Source organism: Endozoicomonas sp. ALC020 (assembly GCF_049275935.1).
Taxonomy (GTDB): Bacteria; Pseudomonadota; Gammaproteobacteria; order Pseudomonadales; family Endozoicomonadaceae; genus Endozoicomonas_A.
Map to the genome: position 1 here is coordinate 6,123,360 of NZ_CP184830.1, position 18,144 is coordinate 6,141,503.

The 18,144-nt window shown below is 47.0% G+C and carries 16 protein-coding genes; 8 read left to right on the forward strand and 8 right to left on the reverse strand.

Annotation, left to right across the window (positions count from 1 at the left end; translation table 11 throughout):
* Positions 1-117 precede the first annotated feature (117 nt).
* From ACOJUO_RS22650 to ACOJUO_RS22660, 3 genes are all read left to right on the forward strand, one after another.
* The gene (locus ACOJUO_RS22650) at positions 118-501 is read left to right on the forward strand and encodes a DUF2237 family protein (protein WP_422134153.1); all 384 of its coding nucleotides are present in this window, start codon (positions 118-120) and stop codon (positions 499-501) included.
* A 102-nt stretch (positions 502-603) separates the two neighbouring features.
* The gene (locus tag ACOJUO_RS22655; RefSeq protein WP_422138257.1) at positions 604-1,131 is read left to right on the forward strand and encodes a ProQ/FINO family protein; all 528 of its coding nucleotides are present in this window, start codon (positions 604-606) and stop codon (positions 1,129-1,131) included.
* Positions 1,132-1,135: 4 nt separating this feature from the next.
* Positions 1,136-1,417 (forward strand): peptidylprolyl isomerase, encoded by a 282-nt coding sequence (locus ACOJUO_RS22660; protein ID WP_422134155.1) that lies wholly within the window; start codon positions 1,136-1,138, stop codon positions 1,415-1,417.
* Between the two features lie 36 nt (positions 1,418-1,453).
* Here ACOJUO_RS22660 and ACOJUO_RS22665 read toward each other — a convergent pair whose 3' ends face one another.
* The 6 genes from ACOJUO_RS22665 to ACOJUO_RS22690 form a co-directional block, all read right to left on the reverse strand.
* Positions 1,454-2,227 carry an enoyl-CoA hydratase gene (locus ACOJUO_RS22665; protein ID WP_422138258.1) on the reverse strand — a complete coding sequence of 258 codons (774 nt, stop codon included), beginning with the start codon at positions 2,225-2,227 and terminating at the stop codon, positions 1,454-1,456.
* A 3-nt stretch (positions 2,228-2,230) separates the two neighbouring features.
* A complete protein-coding gene (locus ACOJUO_RS22670; RefSeq protein ID WP_422134157.1) occupies positions 2,231-3,388 on the reverse strand; it encodes an acyl-CoA dehydrogenase family protein in 1,158 nt (385 codons plus the stop codon).
* A gap of 125 nt (positions 3,389-3,513) precedes the next feature.
* Positions 3,514-4,689 (reverse strand): thiolase family protein, encoded by a 1,176-nt coding sequence (locus ACOJUO_RS22675; protein WP_422138259.1) that lies wholly within the window; start codon positions 4,687-4,689, stop codon positions 3,514-3,516.
* Positions 4,690-4,967: 278 nt separating this feature from the next.
* A complete protein-coding gene (locus ACOJUO_RS22680; RefSeq protein ID WP_422138260.1) occupies positions 4,968-5,246 on the reverse strand; it encodes a hypothetical protein in 279 nt (92 codons plus the stop codon).
* 215 nt (positions 5,247-5,461) lie between these two features.
* Complete coding sequence (locus ACOJUO_RS22685; RefSeq protein WP_422134160.1) at positions 5,462-6,037, reverse strand: chalcone isomerase family protein; 576 nt, start codon at positions 6,035-6,037, stop codon at positions 5,462-5,464.
* A gap of 93 nt (positions 6,038-6,130) precedes the next feature.
* Positions 6,131-6,718 (reverse strand): DUF924 family protein, encoded by a 588-nt coding sequence (locus ACOJUO_RS22690; RefSeq protein ID WP_422138261.1) that lies wholly within the window; start codon positions 6,716-6,718, stop codon positions 6,131-6,133.
* Positions 6,719-6,867: 149 nt separating this feature from the next.
* On the opposite strand from ACOJUO_RS22690, the gene lon reads away from it, so the two are divergent.
* Both lon and ACOJUO_RS22700 read left to right on the forward strand, forming a co-directional pair.
* Positions 6,868-9,351, forward strand: coding sequence for an endopeptidase La (gene lon, locus ACOJUO_RS22695; protein WP_422138262.1), 2,484 nt, complete (start codon positions 6,868-6,870; stop codon positions 9,349-9,351).
* A 403-nt stretch (positions 9,352-9,754) separates the two neighbouring features.
* Positions 9,755-13,114 (forward strand): hypothetical protein, encoded by a 3,360-nt coding sequence (locus ACOJUO_RS22700; protein ID WP_422138263.1) that lies wholly within the window; start codon positions 9,755-9,757, stop codon positions 13,112-13,114.
* Positions 13,115-13,123: 9 nt separating this feature from the next.
* Here the strand turns inward: ACOJUO_RS22700 and yfcD are convergent, their stop codons facing one another.
* Positions 13,124-13,663 carry an NUDIX hydrolase YfcD gene (gene yfcD, locus ACOJUO_RS22705; protein WP_422134164.1) on the reverse strand — a complete coding sequence of 180 codons (540 nt, stop codon included), beginning with the start codon at positions 13,661-13,663 and terminating at the stop codon, positions 13,124-13,126.
* Between the two features lie 534 nt (positions 13,664-14,197).
* Here yfcD and ppnN point away from each other — a divergent pair.
* Entirely contained in the window at positions 14,198-15,571 is a 1,374-nt protein-coding gene (gene ppnN / locus ACOJUO_RS22710) for a nucleotide 5'-monophosphate nucleosidase PpnN (protein ID WP_422138264.1), read from the forward strand.
* Between the two features lie 274 nt (positions 15,572-15,845).
* Here the strand turns inward: ppnN and ACOJUO_RS22715 are convergent, their stop codons facing one another.
* Positions 15,846-16,559 carry a Fic family protein gene (locus ACOJUO_RS22715; RefSeq protein ID WP_422134166.1) on the reverse strand — a complete coding sequence of 238 codons (714 nt, stop codon included), beginning with the start codon at positions 16,557-16,559 and terminating at the stop codon, positions 15,846-15,848.
* A gap of 224 nt (positions 16,560-16,783) precedes the next feature.
* On the opposite strand from ACOJUO_RS22715, the gene ACOJUO_RS22720 reads away from it, so the two are divergent.
* Together ACOJUO_RS22720 and ACOJUO_RS22725 are read left to right on the forward strand one after the other, a co-directional pair.
* A complete protein-coding gene (locus ACOJUO_RS22720) occupies positions 16,784-17,191 on the forward strand; it encodes a hemerythrin domain-containing protein (RefSeq protein ID WP_422134167.1) in 408 nt (135 codons plus the stop codon).
* A gap of 222 nt (positions 17,192-17,413) precedes the next feature.
* Positions 17,414-18,127 carry a hypothetical protein gene (locus ACOJUO_RS22725; RefSeq protein ID WP_422134168.1) on the forward strand — a complete coding sequence of 238 codons (714 nt, stop codon included), beginning with the start codon at positions 17,414-17,416 and terminating at the stop codon, positions 18,125-18,127.
* Positions 18,128-18,144 lie beyond the last annotated feature (17 nt).

Consider the following 18,144-nt stretch of genomic DNA (forward strand, 5'->3'; position numbering starts at 1 on the left):
ATCTCCATGCTCATCACGGGAGTTAGAAAGCACGATTGGTATTACTGAAAATTCTTCATTGACTGCCGAAGCAACCTGCTGTTAACTCTCACCTCAGGACTGTCTGCGGAAAACGGCATGAGCACATCGGCTTCTGATCAAAAAAATGTTCTCGGGGAACCTCTTCAACCCTGTTGCCTTGATCCTGTTACCGGAATCTACCGGGATGGGTATTGCCATACTGACAAGAATGACATTGGACAGCACGTTGTCTGCGCCAGAGTCACTAAGGATTTCCTGGAGTTTTCCCTCGAACAGGGTAACGACCTGATTACCCCCAATCAGGCCTACCGTTTTCCCGGACTCAAAGAAGGCGACCAATGGTGTCTGTGTGCACAGAGGTGGATACAAGCCTATGAAGCCGACGTCGCCCCTCCAGTCTACTTGAGATCGACACACGAAAAGGCTCTTGAAATGATCAGCTTTGGTGTATTGAAATCTAAAGCCCTTGATATTCATTAATAAACGACACAAGTGTTCGGTTTCAAAACATATCATTAGAAGTCCACAATGCAGTACAATTGCACAGAACAAACATCCCAAGTAATCAGTCATGAGCACAATATGCACAATGCAGAAAGAGAAGATCTGACTATTTCAAGGGCAGATACTCAATGCAGTAACCTTTCTTCTTCTGATGAACAGACTTCAGCTAACGATAGAGATGAAATATCCAGTTCTGAAGCACTCCGCCTGATCAGGGAACGCTGGCCTGAAGCCTTTCGGGTGGCTTCACCGCGCCCCCTTAAAGTCGGCATCCATAATGAAATGAATCAGACCGGTGAATTTCCGGCCAGCACCATCAAAAAAGCCCTGAAACTCTTTACTCAGCAGGATCGCTACCTATCATCGATCAAGGAAGGCAGAAACCGCGTCGACCTGAATGGCAAACCTGCCGGCAAAGTCAAACTGAAAGAAGCTGTCAACGCCGAAATTCTTCTGTATCAGAGACAACTGACTCGCCAGAAAAAGAACGAACGAGTCTTTGTGGGGCAACTCAAACTGGTAGTGACCGGACAACCCGCTCAAAGTGACGCTCAAAGTGACACTTGCAAAACGGCCACTAACCAAAATTCAACCACTCAAGAGTAATCTTATGGCGACTGCCGGTGCCAGACACATCCTGGTTAAAACGCAGGAAGAAGCAGAAAAGCTCAAAAAACAGCTGGACAAAGGGGCTGACTTTGGCCAGCTGGCCAAAAAACACTCCCATTGCCCCTCTGGCAAGAAGGGAGGAGACCTTGGAGAATTTCGTCAGGGACAAATGGTAAAAGCCTTTGACCAGGTGGTGTTTCGAAAAGAAGTTCTTAAGGTTCATGGTCCGGTCAGAACTCAATTCGGCTTCCACCTGGTACAAACACTGTTTCGCAACGACTGACACTCAAATAGCAACCCGGCCAAGCCGGGTTTGGCTTTACTCGTAGCGCCAATCAGGTGAGCGCTTTTCCAGAAAAGCCTTAACACCTTCATTTTGATTCTGACCTTTAAACAACTTCAGGAACAGATCTCGCTCAACAGCGTACCTATTGCTTGAGGAAAGCCGATTCATTTGAATCAGCTTTTTACTGGCGACAACAGAATCAGGGCTTTGCTGACTGACCTTTTCAGCAAGCTCCCGAGCCATTGAACAGGCCTGCCCCTGCTCTACGACTTCTTCCACCAGACCAATCTGACAGGCTTTCTCTGCGTCCAATTTCTCACCCAGCAATATTATCCGCTTGGTCCAGGCTTCGCCCACCAGCCACATTAAATTTTGAGTACCACCTGCACAAGGCAGCAGACCCACTGATGCTTCTGGCAGCCCCAACAAGGCCTGTCTTTCAGCCACTCTCAGATCACAGGCCAGCGCCACTTCAAGCCCACCCCCCAGGGCAAACCCATTGATTGCTGCAATAGAGATGCCCTTAAATTCTGTCAGTGTTTCAAAAGCCATGCCAAATGCTTCCGCCATGGGCCGGGCCTGCTCAGGCGAAACATCGGCAAACAGCTTAAGATCGGCTCCGGCACTGAAAAATCTTTCTTCTTCAGAGAAAATAATCAGGGCGGTGACCCTCGGATTTTCATTCAAGTCTTCAACCATCTCTTGAAGGAGCTTCAGACTTTCCAGTGTCCAGGTGTTGGCCGGCGGGTTATTCAGTTGGATGGTGGCGATATGGCCTTCGAGAGAAAGCTTCAAAAGATCAGACATAGTTCATTCCAGTCCTGCGTATTCATCAGCCAGAATTCTACGGGCAATGATCAGTCTCATTATCTCATTGGTCCCTTCCAGAATCTGGTGCACCCGGGTATCTCTGACATGCCGCTCAAGAGGATACTCATTGATGTAACCATAACCCCCATGGAGTTGCAGCGCCTCATCACAGATTTTAAAACCAACATCCGTGGCAAAACGTTTCGCCATGGCACAATAGGCAGTGGCTTCAGGGTCTTTTTGATCCAGCTTGAAAGCCGCGAGCCTGACCATCTGTCTGGCTGCCGTCAACTCTGTGGCCATATCGGCCAGCCGGAACTGCAAGGCCTGGAACTCGGCCAGAGCTTTTCCAAATTGCTTACGCTCCCTAAGGTATTCTCTAGCAGTATTCAGCGCCTGCTGAGCAGTACCGACAGAGCAGGTGGCTATGTTAATTCGACCACCATCCAGACCTTTCATAGCAAGAGTGAAGCCTTCTCCCTCCATACCCAGAAGAGAGCTGGCGGGAATCCTGACATTGTCAAAACTTACCAGCCGGGTTGGCTGACTTTTCCAACCCATTTTCTTTTCGTTACGACCATAAGTAATTCCTTCACTGTCGGCAGGAACCGCAAAAGCAGAGATACCTTTTGGACCCTCTTGCCCCGTTCGGGCCATGACCAACAGCAGACTGGTGCTGCCCGCACCTGAAATAAACATTTTCGAACCGGAAAGGATATACTCGTCTCCTTCCCTGACGGCACGGGTTTTCAGAGAAGCAGCATCACTCCCGGAACCCGGTTCTGTCAGGCAATAAGAAGCCAGTTTTTCACCCGTCACCAGAGCCTCACTCCACTCGGACAGCACCTCATCGCTGGCAGCCAGTCCTACCATCCAGACGACCATGTTATGGATGGTCATATAAGCCGTGGTTGACGTACATCCCATTGCAAGCTGTTCGAAAACCAGACTTGAGTCGAGCCGTGATAACCCCATCCCCCCCATTGATTCAGGTGCATACAGGGATAAAAATCCCAGTTTGCCAGCTCTTCTGAGGGTCTCAACGGGAAAAGTGCTATCTCTATCCCAGTCAGCCGCATGGGGTAACAGCTCTTGCCGGGAAAACTGGGCGGCAAGATCACGGAAAGCGATTTGATCTTCTGTCAGGGTAAAGTTCATTAACGGCCTCTTATTGTTTGTAAGCCTCAGGAGCCTGCCGGACTTCAGAAAACCATTACAGACTCCTTTTGCTTGTGGCGATTAATAAACGACCAAGTCGTCAAAAATCCTGAGCTCAAGACACATTAAATAAGCTCAAGTGCGATAGCAGTAGCTTCACCACCACCAATACAGAGGGATGCAACACCTTTGCTGCCCCCCTTCTTTTTCAGGGCATTTAGAAGCGTCACAATAATTCGGGCGCCACTGGCTCCCAGTGGATGGCCCAGCGCACAGGCGCCACCGTAGACGTTGACCTTGCTGTGATCCAGACCCAGCTCTTGCATGCACGCCATGGTGACAACCGCAAAAGCTTCATTGATTTCAAACAAGTCTACATCTTCTGCCTGCCAATCCACCTTTTCCAGCAATTTACTGATAGCAGCAATGGGGGCAATAGTAAACTCCGCCGGTAACTGGGCATGGCTCTGATAGCCTTTGATGCGTGCAATAGGTGCCAAACCTTTGGCCAAAGCATCTTCTTCACGCATCAAAACGAGGGCCGCCGCACCGTCGGAAATAGAGCTGGAGTTTGCTGCTGTGACAGACCCGTCCTTCTCGAACGCGGGTCTCAGCTGCCGAATCTTTTCAGGACGGGCCTTGCCGGGCTGTTCATCCACCGTAACTTCACCATTACGACGTGTTTCCACCGGAGCAATTTCATCTGCGAATGCCCCTTCCTCATTGGCAGCCAGGGCTCTTCTCAGTGATTCCAGAGCATAGTCATCCATCGATTCTCTGGATACTTCAAATCGTTTGGCGGTTTGCTCGGCAAAAACGCCCATGGCCTGGCCTTCATAGGCATCTTCCAGCCCGTCAGTGAACATGTGATCTTTAATCTCTCCGTGCCCTAATCTCAAACCTGAGCGAGCTTTTTCCAGAAAGTAGGGCGCATTCGTCATACTCTCCATACCGCCTGCAACCACGGCGTCAGCCTCGCCCAATTTTAGCTGAGCCGCGCCCATCATGACGGTTTTCATGCCTGAGCCACACACTTTATTGACAGTTGTCGTACAAGTAGAGTCCGGCAGACCTGCTCCTCTGGCTGCCTGTCTGGCGGGAGACTGACGACAGCCTGCAGGCAACACACAGCCCATCAGAACTTCAGAGATATCGGAGGGAGAAAGGCCACTTTTCTCAAGGGCAGAACGGATAGCAACAGCGCCCAGTTCAGGCGCTGAGACGTCTGAAAGGCTCCCCTGGAAACCTCCCATGGGAGTACGTGAAGCTGAAACGATGACAATACTAACTTGATCAGACATGGTAATCTCTTGTTTTTGTTGATGCTAAATGCACATACGGCAAAAAGCTCCATTGTACAATACATCTGCACTTCGTCTGCACTTCATCGCACTGAAACGATTACGGCAGAACAGCGATACAATACAGCCAGTATCCGACAGAACTGACCGACTCTCAAACATTCTACTGCAAGAGAGGACAAAAAATACCACCCTGAACATTTGACTCGTGATTGCACTTCTGTGACAGGCACCTCTAACCTGAGAAGGCAAGATGTTTGGGGGGAATATTAATTCAGTTAGATGCAGCTATCATCCGCAATATCAAAGCATCCCCACTCGAGGAAGAGGCCTTCAACTTCGCGGATAGCTTCTTTGTCAGCACTACTGATGTGCCTCAGGACAGCATTGGCCATGACTGAAGCCAGATCACTTTTTAGCGACTCTCCCAAACCCGCAGGCAGGCGGAGAATGACATCCCCAAAGAGAATCGTGCCACCCTGGGTTACCCGGATAACATATTCCCCCTGGGTCGATTCAGTCATGGTGAGAACGGCTTTTTCTATAGACTTACTCATCAGTTTCTCCTCTTGGCTGATCGACGACACCTCTATCCATGCATCGGCTGAGAAGAGAAAAACATTGCTTGAATTCAGGTCATAAATACCTGACCGGTTAGTTTCGACTTTAGCAGCGGAGGAAAGTGGCCTTGTGAGCAGCCCCGAAGACAAAACCAAAAGCACCCTATTGTGAAAAGCACTATCTTGTGAAAAGCACTATCTAGTGAAAAGCTCTACCCCTTGGCATTCAAACCCAGAATACCTTCCTTAAACTTCTGGTTGGGCGGGGTTTCACCAATCCAAACCTTAAGTATTGCGTTGAATAGTTTCTTGCCGGGTATGATCCCCTTTTCCTCCCCGGCAATAATGACTCTGGCTCCCTTACCAGGGATGTATTCAAAGGTTCCAGATTCTCCTTTGCTCAGAGTGCCATCAATCATGCCCATAAACTGAGCGATACCTTTTTCCAGCTCCTTCTGCTCTTCCTCAGATGTATTAATCTGAATCGCTTCGTAAAAGGCATTGGCCATACGTCTCGCACTCATTTTCGATAACAGAATGGTGAAGCTCATTCTCTGATAACTTTCTTCAGAGAGTATGCGGGATACGTCAGTGGTGGGGTTTTCAAGATAGAGTGCACCAATGTAACCGTCTACCACCAAATACCATGTTCGAACTGCTGCACCCTGAAGTTGCAAAACAGTGTCGTCTGACTTCACAACATCAGGGATCTCCACACCCTTCATCGAAAGAGCCTGAGCTGACTGCCAGAGGGCCATCCCAAATGCGACAATAAACAACTTTTTCATAAGTATCCTTTGGGTATTATTATTGTTTGTCGCGACATATTACAGCAGCTGATACTTTATTCCCATTTTTACCACGGACATGGCGAAAAAAGCTCAGAAAGATGATCCAGGCTGCTGAAGAAAGCTCAATTCTTCATCGGTACTCTCACGTTCCAGCAGGCTGTTGCGATGAGGAAAGCGTCCAAATCTGGCAACAATATCACGATGTCTGACAGCAAAATCCAGTGAACCTGCGAGGTATTGTTGATAGCCATCTCCAGCCCCGCCAAGAATGCTCTCAAACAGCCTCACACATTGCTCCTGATCTTCAAGCGACTCACTGTGCATGAAAGGCATGACAAAAAAAGCCTGTTGCAGCTCTGTCAGCTGATCCAGCTGACCCAGCTCTACACCCTCTCTGGAAATCGTCAGAGCAGTATGATCGTACTGAAAGGATCTGGGATCGCCCCGGAACATATTCCGGGGAAACTGATCCAGCGCAATAATCGCTGCCAACCGCCCTTCAGCGGATTCCAGCCACTCGTCGCACTCTCCGGACTCTACCGCCTCCGGCAAGCCAGCAAATTGATTGCGGATCTGCTGATCCTGAGCCTCACTTTTCTTCCACCAGCGGGACATTTGCACATCGCCAAGGGGTTCACCTTCAAACCAGAAACCCAAAACTTCCTGAAAACTTTTCATATTATTAACTCCCTTGATCGCGTCAGTTGAGTGGCACGCAGATTTTACTCAACCATACTTAATTACATCGCCTATTGAAATCACTGGAGATGACTCCAGATAGTCATTATCCGCTTACTATTCATTCCGAGACGTTATCCGAAAAGACTATGACAGATCAGGACAATCAGGAACCCGAAGTTATTTCAGCTGATGAACAGGTAGAGGATATGGGTACCGGACTGGTGCTCCCGGAACACGCTCTGCCTGACAAGCTTTACCTCATCCCTGTCTCAAACCGGCCGTTTTTCCCGGCACAGGTTCAACCTCTGGTATTCAGTAGTCAGGAGTGGGAAGAAACACTTCATCGGGTCGCCCAGAGCCCACATAAAGTAGTGGGACTTAGTTATGTTGCTGGCATGACAGGAGCTGGCCATGTAGTCAGTCCGGGAGATTTCCCGCAGGTGGGCTGCACCGTAAGAATTCATAATATCCTTCCGGAAGGCGACCAGATCCAGTTCATCGCTCTGGGCATGCAGCGCTTTCGTATCAAGCAATGGCTTCGAAAACGCCCACCCTACCTGGTTCAGGTAGAGTACCCTGACAATATCGAAGATGACACCGATGAAATCAAAGCCTACGCACTGGCACTGATTCAGGCCATCAAAGAATTAATCCCGCTGAACCCCCTCTACAGCGAAGAACTGAAAAATTACCTCAATCGATTCAGTCCAAAAGACCCGTCCCCACTGGCGGACTTTGCAGCCGCCATCACCACTGCGCCGGGTAAGGAGTTGCAGGAAGTCCTTGAAACATTCTCTGTTCAGCGTCGAATGGAGAAAGTATTGATTCTCATCCGCAAGGAACAGGAAGTGGCCCGCCTTCAGGGTGAGATTAACGCTGAGGTGAACCGCAAGATCAGCAAGCATCAACGTGAATTTTTTCTAAAAGAACAGCTGAAAGTCATTCAGAAAGAGCTTGGCATTTCGAAAGACGACAGAACGGCTGAAATTGAGGCATTTGAAAAACGGATTGCCGAGCTGGCTATTCCGGAAACGCCCCTTAAAAAGATCAATGACGAGATGAAAAAGCTCTCGATTCTCGAAGTGGGCTCCCCTGAATATGCCATCTGCCGGAACTATCTTGACTGGGCTACCTCGGTCCCCTGGGGCAAATACTCCGAAGACATATTTGATCTTGCCCATGCCAGAAAAATTTTAAATGCAGATCATGATGGACTTGAAGACGTCAAAGACCGAATCATCGAGTTTCTGGCTGTTGGTGCTTACAAACAGGAAATATCAGGCACTATCATGTTACTGGCAGGCCCTCCCGGCGTTGGTAAGACGTCCATAGGACGATCCGTCGCCCGTGCTTTAGGCAGAAAGTTTTATCGTTTCAGCCTGGGCGGCATGAGGGATGAAGCAGAAATTAAAGGTCATCGCCGGACCTATATCGGTGCACTGCCGGGCAAACTGGTTCAGGCCCTTAAGGAAGTCGATGTTGCCAATCCCGTTATCATGCTGGATGAAATTGACAAAATCGGTGCCTCTTATCGTGGAGACCCCGCATCCGCAATGCTGGAAGTGCTCGACCCGGAACAAAACAGTGAGTTTCTCGATCACTATCTGGACATGAGAATCGATCTTTCAAAAGTGCTGTTTATCAGTACTGCCAATCAATTGGACACGATTCCCGGCCCTCTTCTGGATCGAATGGATGTCATAAGACTTTCAGGCTATATCACAGAAGAAAAAATGGCTATCGCCAAAAATCACCTGTGGCCAAAACTGTTGAAACAGTCGGGTTTAAAAAAGAGCCAGATCAGGCTCTCCGACCTCACTCTTAAGGCAGTCATTGAGGGCTATGCCAGGGAAGCTGGCGTGAGAAACCTTGAAAAACTGCTTCATAAAATTATTCGCAAAGTCGTTGTTCAACTGCTTGAAGGCACCGGTAAGAGTCTCAGTGTGACTACCAGGAATCTATCTGACTATCTGGGTGCACCTTACTTCAGAAAAGAGAAGCGCATTGAAGGCATTGGTGTAGTGACAGGTCTGGCCTGGACTGCCATGGGAGGCGCAACCCTGCCAGTAGAAGCCAGCCTTATTCATCATCAGCGAGCTGGCTTCAAACTGACCGGTAAGTTGGGGGATGTCATGAAGGAGTCTGCTGAAATAGCTTATAGCTTTGTTTCAAGCCAGGCTGAAAAATTAGGCATTCCGGAAGCCTATTTTGAAAAAGCCTTTATCCATCTTCATGTGCCTGAAGGCGCAACTCCCAAAGACGGTCCTTCAGCCGGGATTACCATGGCAACCGCACTATTATCTCTTGCCACGAGCAAAAAGCCCGCCTCTCTAGCCATGACCGGAGAGCTGACTCTAACCGGAAAAGTTCTGGCTGTTGGCGGGGTCAGGGAAAAAGTCATAGCCGCCAAACGACAAGGTATTCATACCCTGATCATTCCGGAAGAATGCCGAAGAGATTACGATGAACTGCCGGATTATATTCGAGAAGATATGACCATTCACTTTGCCACAACCTTCGAAGATGTGCGCCAAGCAGCATTTCCTGAAAAGACATCGCCTGTAAAGACATCGCCTGTAAAGAAAAGCACAAAGAAAACTGCACGTAAAAAGCCTGTGAGGAAGCGTTGAGTTCAATCAGATCGACCCGGACTTGGAAATTTCTTTCCCCACAACGAACTGTGCCGCCCCTTAGGGGGCGGCACATGATTCAATGCTCTAACAACGAGGGAGACCCCCGTTAGGACACATTAGTGAGCGAGCTAAGTATTGACTTCTTAAAGATTGCTGTCCATCTGCAATCAAGAATTTTGAAGCATAAGAATTTTTTTTTAAGTCAATTTTCGTCACGCTGCAAAATGCCAGCCATTTCCTTTGACAGTCTGCCATTCATTCGACACTTTTTAGCAGCGCAAAAACACAATTTCTCCTACCGCCTCAACCAAGCTGCCAAGCTCTATTGCTATCAGCTAAGCTGTGTTAATAAATACTGAAATGCTGATGAACCCGAAAGCTCATAACGGACTGCAGCGACATGTCATCACCTCTTACACCTGGCAGCAACAACTCGCCCCCTTCCTCCAGATCTTCTGGCGATCGTAATCCGCCCCCTTCTCCACTCACTGGACAGGACCATCTGGGCAGACAAATCAGTGAGACAAGCACCAGGAGTCAATTGAGCCACGAATCATCTGATCAACGGGCACCTCAATCCCCTCAGATTAATGAGCGAAAAGCTGAAAGACGCCCCTGGTTCTTCCGGCGATGGTACAAAAGTTACATCGGCAAGAAAAACTCGACACTTCCTCCTACTAAGGATTTTGAACCTGAAGAAGCGGAAAAGCAGACCGGTTACCTTGGTTTACTGAAAGATCTTCCAGGCAGAGCTGTCGGAGCACTGGCGAACCTTCCTGGTGCAGGTTTCGAGAAAGTCGCATCAAAGCTTGATAATTTCGTCAATCATCAGGCTGGTATAGAGATCAGCCGTGAGGATGAAAGACGCCAGTGGCGCTCTTTATTATATGACTTGCTGTGCAGTTATACGGCGGTCATTGTCGACGGAGAGCAAACTCCATTCAACTTTAATGAGATACTCATAAAGAATGGCGATGATCTGCCCGTTAGAATTACAGCGCTGAACTTCGACTCGAAAAGAGTCGTCCAGGCATCAGAGAGCTATTTAATCAATGGACAAGCCACAAAAAACCATTTTGAAGTAGGGGATCTTTCCTGTACGGTTGAAATTCCGGTTAAAGATAAACCTCCACTGACGTTGCAAATCAGACTCGAGAACACGACTATCTCAGTCGGCACCGATATCAGCATCTCCCAGATATTGAAAAACTCATTCATTTCCTCTTCCGAGGATCGAACAGCGGTGCAACTTTCCGCTGAAAGAGTTGAAGTCCGATATGAAAATCTGGACTCTTATGAAGAGCTGACGGCAGTACCTGACCCTTCAAAAGAATCAGACTGCATAGTAGGTTATGAGAGAGGAAAGCTGACCATGAAAGGCGTCCGCTTTTGCAAACCTCTCGACCTGCTTAAAGCTTCACCAAAACAAACATCCATACTTGCTTTCGATGCGTTAAAGCTTGTCAACGAGTCAGCCCGGCCTGCCCTGCTGGAGGTTAAGAAAGTCAACATTCAGCACTTCGATGATACTCATAATGGAACCTTCAACAGCTCACTGATCATTCACCCCAAAACCATTCGAAACATCCCCTACATTGGTTGGCTATTAGCTCCTCTCTTCTCAAAACCTGTTCATCTCGATATCTTCGCTTTTATGCAGCACGGCGAAGTCAGGATAAAAGATTTGAAACACGGTATCAGAGTTTCAGGTGGAAGCCTGACTGGGTGGTTGGTAAAAAAAGCGCTAACAGCCAAAGAAACACGCCTGGTTCCCTACGAAGGTGGAACAGGACTGCAAATAGGCTGGCCGTTTGAATTTATCGCATGCAAAATCGAGATACCCGGTCTGCTCCCTGGAAAACCGGCAACCAGAATAGAAGATCACGATCAGGTCACCTATGAGCGACTGAATCAGATGCACACTCAAGATGCTTCAATACCAGGTCAATCTCAATCAGGCAATACGCCAGATGAAGTGTCACCTGCACTTCACCACCAGCATATAGAAGCACTCAAAAAAGAAGAGGGTGTACTCATTGTACCCGATGCCTTCAGTAGAGTGCTCAGTGACATCATCTCAGAAGACCAGGCTTTAGCCCAGCCAGTAAGGATGGTGCCAAGATTAATGGAAAAACGTTGCATAGAAGCGGCAAGAGGTGACGAGGCCGCCTGCCGGATCCTGCTCCGCTTTGTCCGGGATCAGGAAAGATTTAAGCATGAAAGTGACTGCATGATCGCCCTGCAGGCTATCCCTGAAGCTTTCTATGCCAGGGAAGCTGCAGAAGCAGATGATGAGCAATGGCTATGGCTTGAGAGTGTCGCACACAGGCTGATTGTCGTTGAACGACAGAAAGCCTTTGAGCTATACAGACAGCTGTTGAAAAGAAAAGACATCGAAAATGCCAGTAAACTGGTGACTGACACTGAATGGCTGATCCATCTGGCAAAAAACCTCCCTAAAAACACGCCCGAGGAAAAAGCCATTGCCTTCCGCTTAGCCGAGTTTGCCTATAAATCCAATCCGGAAAAAGCAGAAGAAGTGATCAAGCTGCTTATCGACTGCAATAAAAACAATCTCTATAAAACAAAGCAGCTGAATGATCTTATTCAAGACTTGGTCAGTCACCATCCCTACTTTGCAGACCCTCATCATCTCATCTCATTATTAAACCTGCTTGACCAAAGCCATCCGGATATCGTTGCCCGCTCACTGGAACACTTTCCGATACAGACTCTTCTTCAAAACCTCTGGGCAGATGACAACATTCAAGCTCATAGCACTCTGAATTATCTTAAAATCCTGCTGATCAAGCATGGTCGCTTTAAAGAAGCCGCTGACCTTTTGATTGAGTCAGGGGATCCCAGACAGGCTGCAAGAATGCTTGACCTTGGTATCAGGCAGGGCAACCCATCAGCTCTTAAGGTGAAAGTGGAGTTGGCGGTAAGGGATGAGCTAGCTGAAGGTGTAACGTTAGAAAAGGAAGTTCGTCGCCTCAGGCATTTGATAGAGACTCCCACAACCCCGGAGGTCATGAGAGAGGCAGCTATTTCCGTCCTGGCTGATCTTGTTACAGAAGAACCCCATCCGGAACTTGCAGGGATTTTCACAGAAGATCTTTTGATGACAGAGGAAAAAAAGGCTTCTTTCGTGAAAGCAGTCAATAAGCTGTTTAACCTTCAAAAGGGAGAAGCGCTGAGTCTGAATGATCGCGTGAGAATCCTGAATCAGGTTGAACAGCATCTGAAAACTGCCCGAACTGATGAGTCAGCCTACTTAAGCAAACCTCTGCTGCTGAAGAAGATTCAGGATGCAAATCAGCAGGTTGATCGGGTTATGGAATTACTGATAAAAGTAAGGGGACCTGTTGAGCCCAACCTGCTGACCATGCTGACATCTCAAGGCCCGGTTGCCGAAACCAGCATCGAAAACAACACGGCCTCTGAGACAATATCTGGCATGAAAGAAGATGATGAGTTTTTCGATGCTTTGGATACACCCTACAACCCAACGATTGATCAAAAGTCCACTGCCTTCAATGAAGACTTGCCTATAGCAATCGATGATGAAGATAAGGAAATAAAGATCTCTCCAACCGATGAAACGGGCCATCTGGAAGAAGAGAACTTCTTGCTTTCAAACTCTTTCTCAAGCTATGCATCGCTGCTTAGCCAACCTGTATTTTCCAGATCTTCGAAAGGTTTTCTTGACCCGGGGCTCAAGCGTGAGTGGGCCTCAATACTTAAGATGATGTCGATTTGACCGGAAAGTTCAGGCAGATATTTCTCTGTCACCATAGAGATTCATCAAACGTTCAAGAGCCACGAGACTGTCTGGTGTGTATGTCCGGTTGAAGCGGTTTGACCGAATCTCTTCAGGCGACTCCATGATTACCCTTGCCACTTCTTCTTCCTGCAACCTCAGCTCCCCCTCATATTGACAGCTGTAGACCCTCCCCCAAACCTTGCAGTCATCATTCTGAAAGTAAAAGTGAAACAGAGGCTCCAAAGGTGTGTCTTCTATGCCAAGCTCTTCCGCCAGTTCCCTGACGGCAGCCACGTCATAACTCTCACCTTCAGCGACTACGCCTCCCGTTGCCGGCTCAAAATAACCCGGGTAAATATCCTTGCTCAACGTCCTTTCCTGAACGTAGAGCTGCCCTTTACTGTTAAAAACAAAGACGTAAGTAGCCCGGTGGCAAAGTTTCTTTTCTCTCATCTGGCTTCTGGGTAAAGCACCAAGCACCTGGTTACTTTCATCGACAATAATGACCTTTTCTGATGCAGGCTGCAGTTCTGGGTTAGATGGCATAAATACCAGGCTCCGGATATTCGTTTTATTTTACCGTGAGACATTTTCACGCAATCGTATCTCTCTGTCTCTTCGAGAGCACAACCGGATGCACGAGCTCCTGAAAGTCTTGCCAACCCAGTATCAAAAGTTCAGAGATATCATCACTGTTTTGGCCAAATTATGACCACTGATCTGTGCCTGTTCGGCAACTTCCTAAGCCGTAAAAGCGGATGGCTGGCGATGGGTTGAAAAGGTCACATAGTGATGATTCAGATAGCCCACTACTCTTTGTTTAGCCATTTTCACTACCTCTGGCAAAGCCTGAAAGAGCCGAAATGAAATGTGAGCCAGTGAGTCAACCATTCGGCTCTCAACAAGGTGTTAACACTCCCAATTTGTCAGAGGATGGACAATCCGTCAAGACTGAAAAAATGTCTTATATCCACATATAATCAGACTGTGGCCGATTAAATAACATGGCCACAAGGTCAGAACCACTTTGCTATCCAAATCGCTGGACGATTTTCACGATAAAAAAAACCAGGGGGTGCCATGACCGCCAGAAATACTGTTTCCACTATTGTTAACCCTGTAGGCTCCATGCGTGTTCTCTCAAACCATGAGGTCAGCAGCCTTCAGGACACCAGTCAGAAAGGGTTGCATCGTTTGTTCCGGCAGTGCGCCCTGGCCATACTCAACTGTGAACAGGAAGGTGATGACACCGAAGAAATCATGGAGCAATACCAGGATTTCGACATTCGTATTGTTCAGGAACACCGCGGACTAAAACTGGAATTAATTAATGCTCCCGCCGACGCCTTTGTAGCAGGAAAACTGATTCGCGGCGTTCGGGAAAACCTGTTTTCTGTCCTCAGAGATATACTTTATGTGTCGTCTCGCATCACAGAAGACCCTCGCTTTGCTGTAAACAGTTCCACGGATATCACGCATCTGGTTTTCCAGATTCTCAGACACGCTGACGCTTTTATTACCCAACAGGTTCCCAGTATTGTGGTTTGCTGGGGCGGACACTCCATTGCCCGACATGAATATGAATATACCAAGAAAGTGGGTTACCAGCTGGGCCTGAGAAGCATGAACATTTGCACAGGTTGTGGTCCGGGTGCCATGAAGGGCCCCATGAAAGGGGCTTATATCGGTCATGCCAAACAGCGAATGTCCCGTGGACGATTCATCGGTTTAACAGAGCCTGGCATTATTGCGGCCGAATCCCCCAATCCTATTGTCAACGAGTTGATTATCCTGCCGGATATTGAAAAGCGTCTGGAGGCCTTTGTTCGTCTGGGTCATGGTATCACCGTTTTTCCGGGTGGACCGGGAACCTGTGAGGAAATTCTCTATATTCTCGGCATTTTACTCAACCCTGCCAACAGGGAAATCCCTTTCCCACTGGTTTTTACAGGGCCAGAAGCCACCAGGGAATATTTTGAAAAAATTGATGAATTTATCGGCAACACACTGGGGGAAGAAGCCCAGTCACGCTACCAGATTATTATTGATGATCCGCTGGAAGTCAGCCGGGTGATGAGAAGTGGACTGGAGCAGGTTACGCGCTATCGCAGAAAGCATGGCGACGCCTACTACTTTAACTGGTTGCTTCAAATTGACGAGGACTTTCAAACCCCCTTTGACCCAACCCACGAAAACATGGCGAACCTCGAGTTAAATACCCAGCTGCCTCCCCATATTCTGGCGGCCAATCTTCGACGCGCCATGTCAGGTATTGTGGCAGGCAATATAAAAGAAGAAGGCGTTTGCCAGATCAGGGCAAAAGGCCCCTATCAATTGAAGGGAGAGCCTGAACTGATGAAACAGGTCGATAGCCTGCTTCAGTCTTTTGTAGAACAATTCAGAATGAAGCTGCCGGGCAGTCATTATGTCCCCTGTTACGAGATCGAAAGCTAAAAAAAGTAGTTCTGGAAAGCAAAGTGATAAGTACTCAGCCATACGGAATCGAATATTTCTGGCTTATTGGGCAGGTGCTCTGCAAGGCGCAACGACGGGAACATAGCAAGCTATGTGACCAGAGTTGCAACGCAGTCAGAGTGCCTGAACAATAAGTCAGAAAATATGATTTCGTATGGTTGAGTACTTACATCTTCGCTTTCTCCTTTTTTAGCACAATGACTCTTACCCAACCATTTAATGCCTCATCCAAAGGCAATCCCATGAATTTTTTTTAGCCGTTCGATGGATCGGATTTGAAATTTTCAATAATTTTCTCATTAAGGCACGATCTCAGAAATGTATTCATTAGGATTGTGTCTGCCGTTGCATAGAAATCAAGCATCAACTGGTTAAACTCTTTCTGACGTTTTGCTGGAACATTGACAATGGGAAACCCATGAGAAAGCAAAATACCGTTCATCATAAATCGCCCCATACGCTTATTCACATCCCAGAAGAACTGTGCTCTCGCCATTCTCAAAAAAGCGGTAAATGCCATATCATAAACATCGTTACAGGTAGCGATTTCCGACTCAATCTCAGCCCAGACGTTATCCAGCTCATTGGGCGAGGGAGGTTCGTATGCTGATCCACTTATCGTGACGTTACCAGTTCGAAAAGCCCCCCACACCAGAGCTTCTGCTTTACCCGCAATCTTGTGAATTGCCAAGGCAACGTCTTTGGAAAAAGAGAACTTTCCTTCAGCAGCCAGAGCAAACAAATATTTCCAAGCCTCTGCCTGATGTAGAGCCATATTCTGGTCACTTATTTTATGGCCTCCAACAGTAATCCCATCTAATAATGTTTGAATTTCTGGAAGAGTCATCGCAACCCCTTCAAGGTTGACAGCGTCATAAACCAGGGAAGGAATATCACGAACGGCAAGCTGCCTGGCCATCGCAGGATCAGGGTTCATACCCCAAACAGTATCTTTTGCCGTTGTCATTGGCTCATCCCAGAAGTTGTGGTTGAAATTTCCACATTATATCTGCACGAGTTCTTATCGTCATGCAGCTCGAAGAGTCTGGGCAATAACAGATAACGCCCCCACGAAAAACTCCCGGATGGTAAGTCAGTCACACATAACGGTAAATAATTAATGATTTGAGACAAATCTGGCAATCACCTCCTAAACTATTAGTAACCATTATGTTCAGGGAGCGAACAAAAATGTCTCAGTTAATTGAGGAATTCAAAAGCGAACATGTGCAAATCAGTGACTTACTTTTACAAGCACGTGATATTGGCATTGGTAACCAGAAAGGTCGGGATTTAATACTGTCCGCCAAAAAAATACTACTGGCACATTTAAACAAAGAAGATAAGCTCCTGTATCCCGTATTAAGAGAAGCCGCTGAGAACGATGAAAGCCTGAAGTCGACTCTGACTGACTACGCGCTTGATATGGATAAGATTTCTGCCAAAGTGATGATTTTTTTCAACCTTTATGAAAATGGTGATAATACCATCGAAAACTTTCAGCAGGACTGCAACAATATCATCAGGGCGTTAAGCAAGCGAATTTCCAAAGAAGAAGCCGTTCTCTACAAGACTTACGACAAAATCAAAGGTCTCTGAAACCACCAGCACAAATGATCGGCTGGTTCCCGGCCGATCATCATTCCCTTCCAGAAGAATACAAATCCAGATAGCACGACCCACCGAATCATCCCAAAGACGAAGTATGACATAACCGATGTTCCCTTTAGTTCTTTGTTATATTCGCTGACTCGAATGTTAGTGACATCTTCTTTTTATACAGATTTAATTAATCATTCAATCTGTTATCAAGGAAGAACCATGCAACCATTTCAAAATAGCACGGCATCAATTCAACCAGCAATGGACATCCCATCCATCTCTCAAACTGATCAGCCAGTAAATCGAAAACTGGAGATATGCCAATATAAAGTAACTAATAGAGACAATATGGGAGACTTTAAAGTCTATCCATTTATTCTAAACGGCAAGACTTATTACCATATTGACAAAGCCTCAGGTTGTGACTCCGTTTCAGAAAATGATGAGATTTTTATAGAACATTGTGCAGGACAACAAGAAGAGAAAAACCAACAATTAATAAAGAGACTCTCTGACATCATAACAAAAGGCTTTAGAAATGTTTGCACTGTTTTCTATCCAGATGATAAATCAAAAATAGAGGGTGTATGTCACGACTTTGCTTATTATTTGAGCTTTGGGCTTTCAGTTTTAATATCTACGAGAGATAACACTCATGATTCTTTTTACGAATCGCTTTCGAACATAAAAATTTATGAATTTACTGGAGAAAAGGATTTAGACTTTGGAGACATTGTGCAAATAACAAACAATACTTCCCACACTGAAAGAAAACCTTTAGTTTTTCATAGTGTGGTTTATATCGGTAATGGAAAATACATTAGCAAGCTTTCTAAGGAAGATATTTACATTCAGGATCTTGAATCAATATTAGATACTTTTGAACTATGGAAAAAAGGAAGTCTAAGGGTTGTTAAAGATCTAAGCACATAACTGCCTTTCTCATAAAT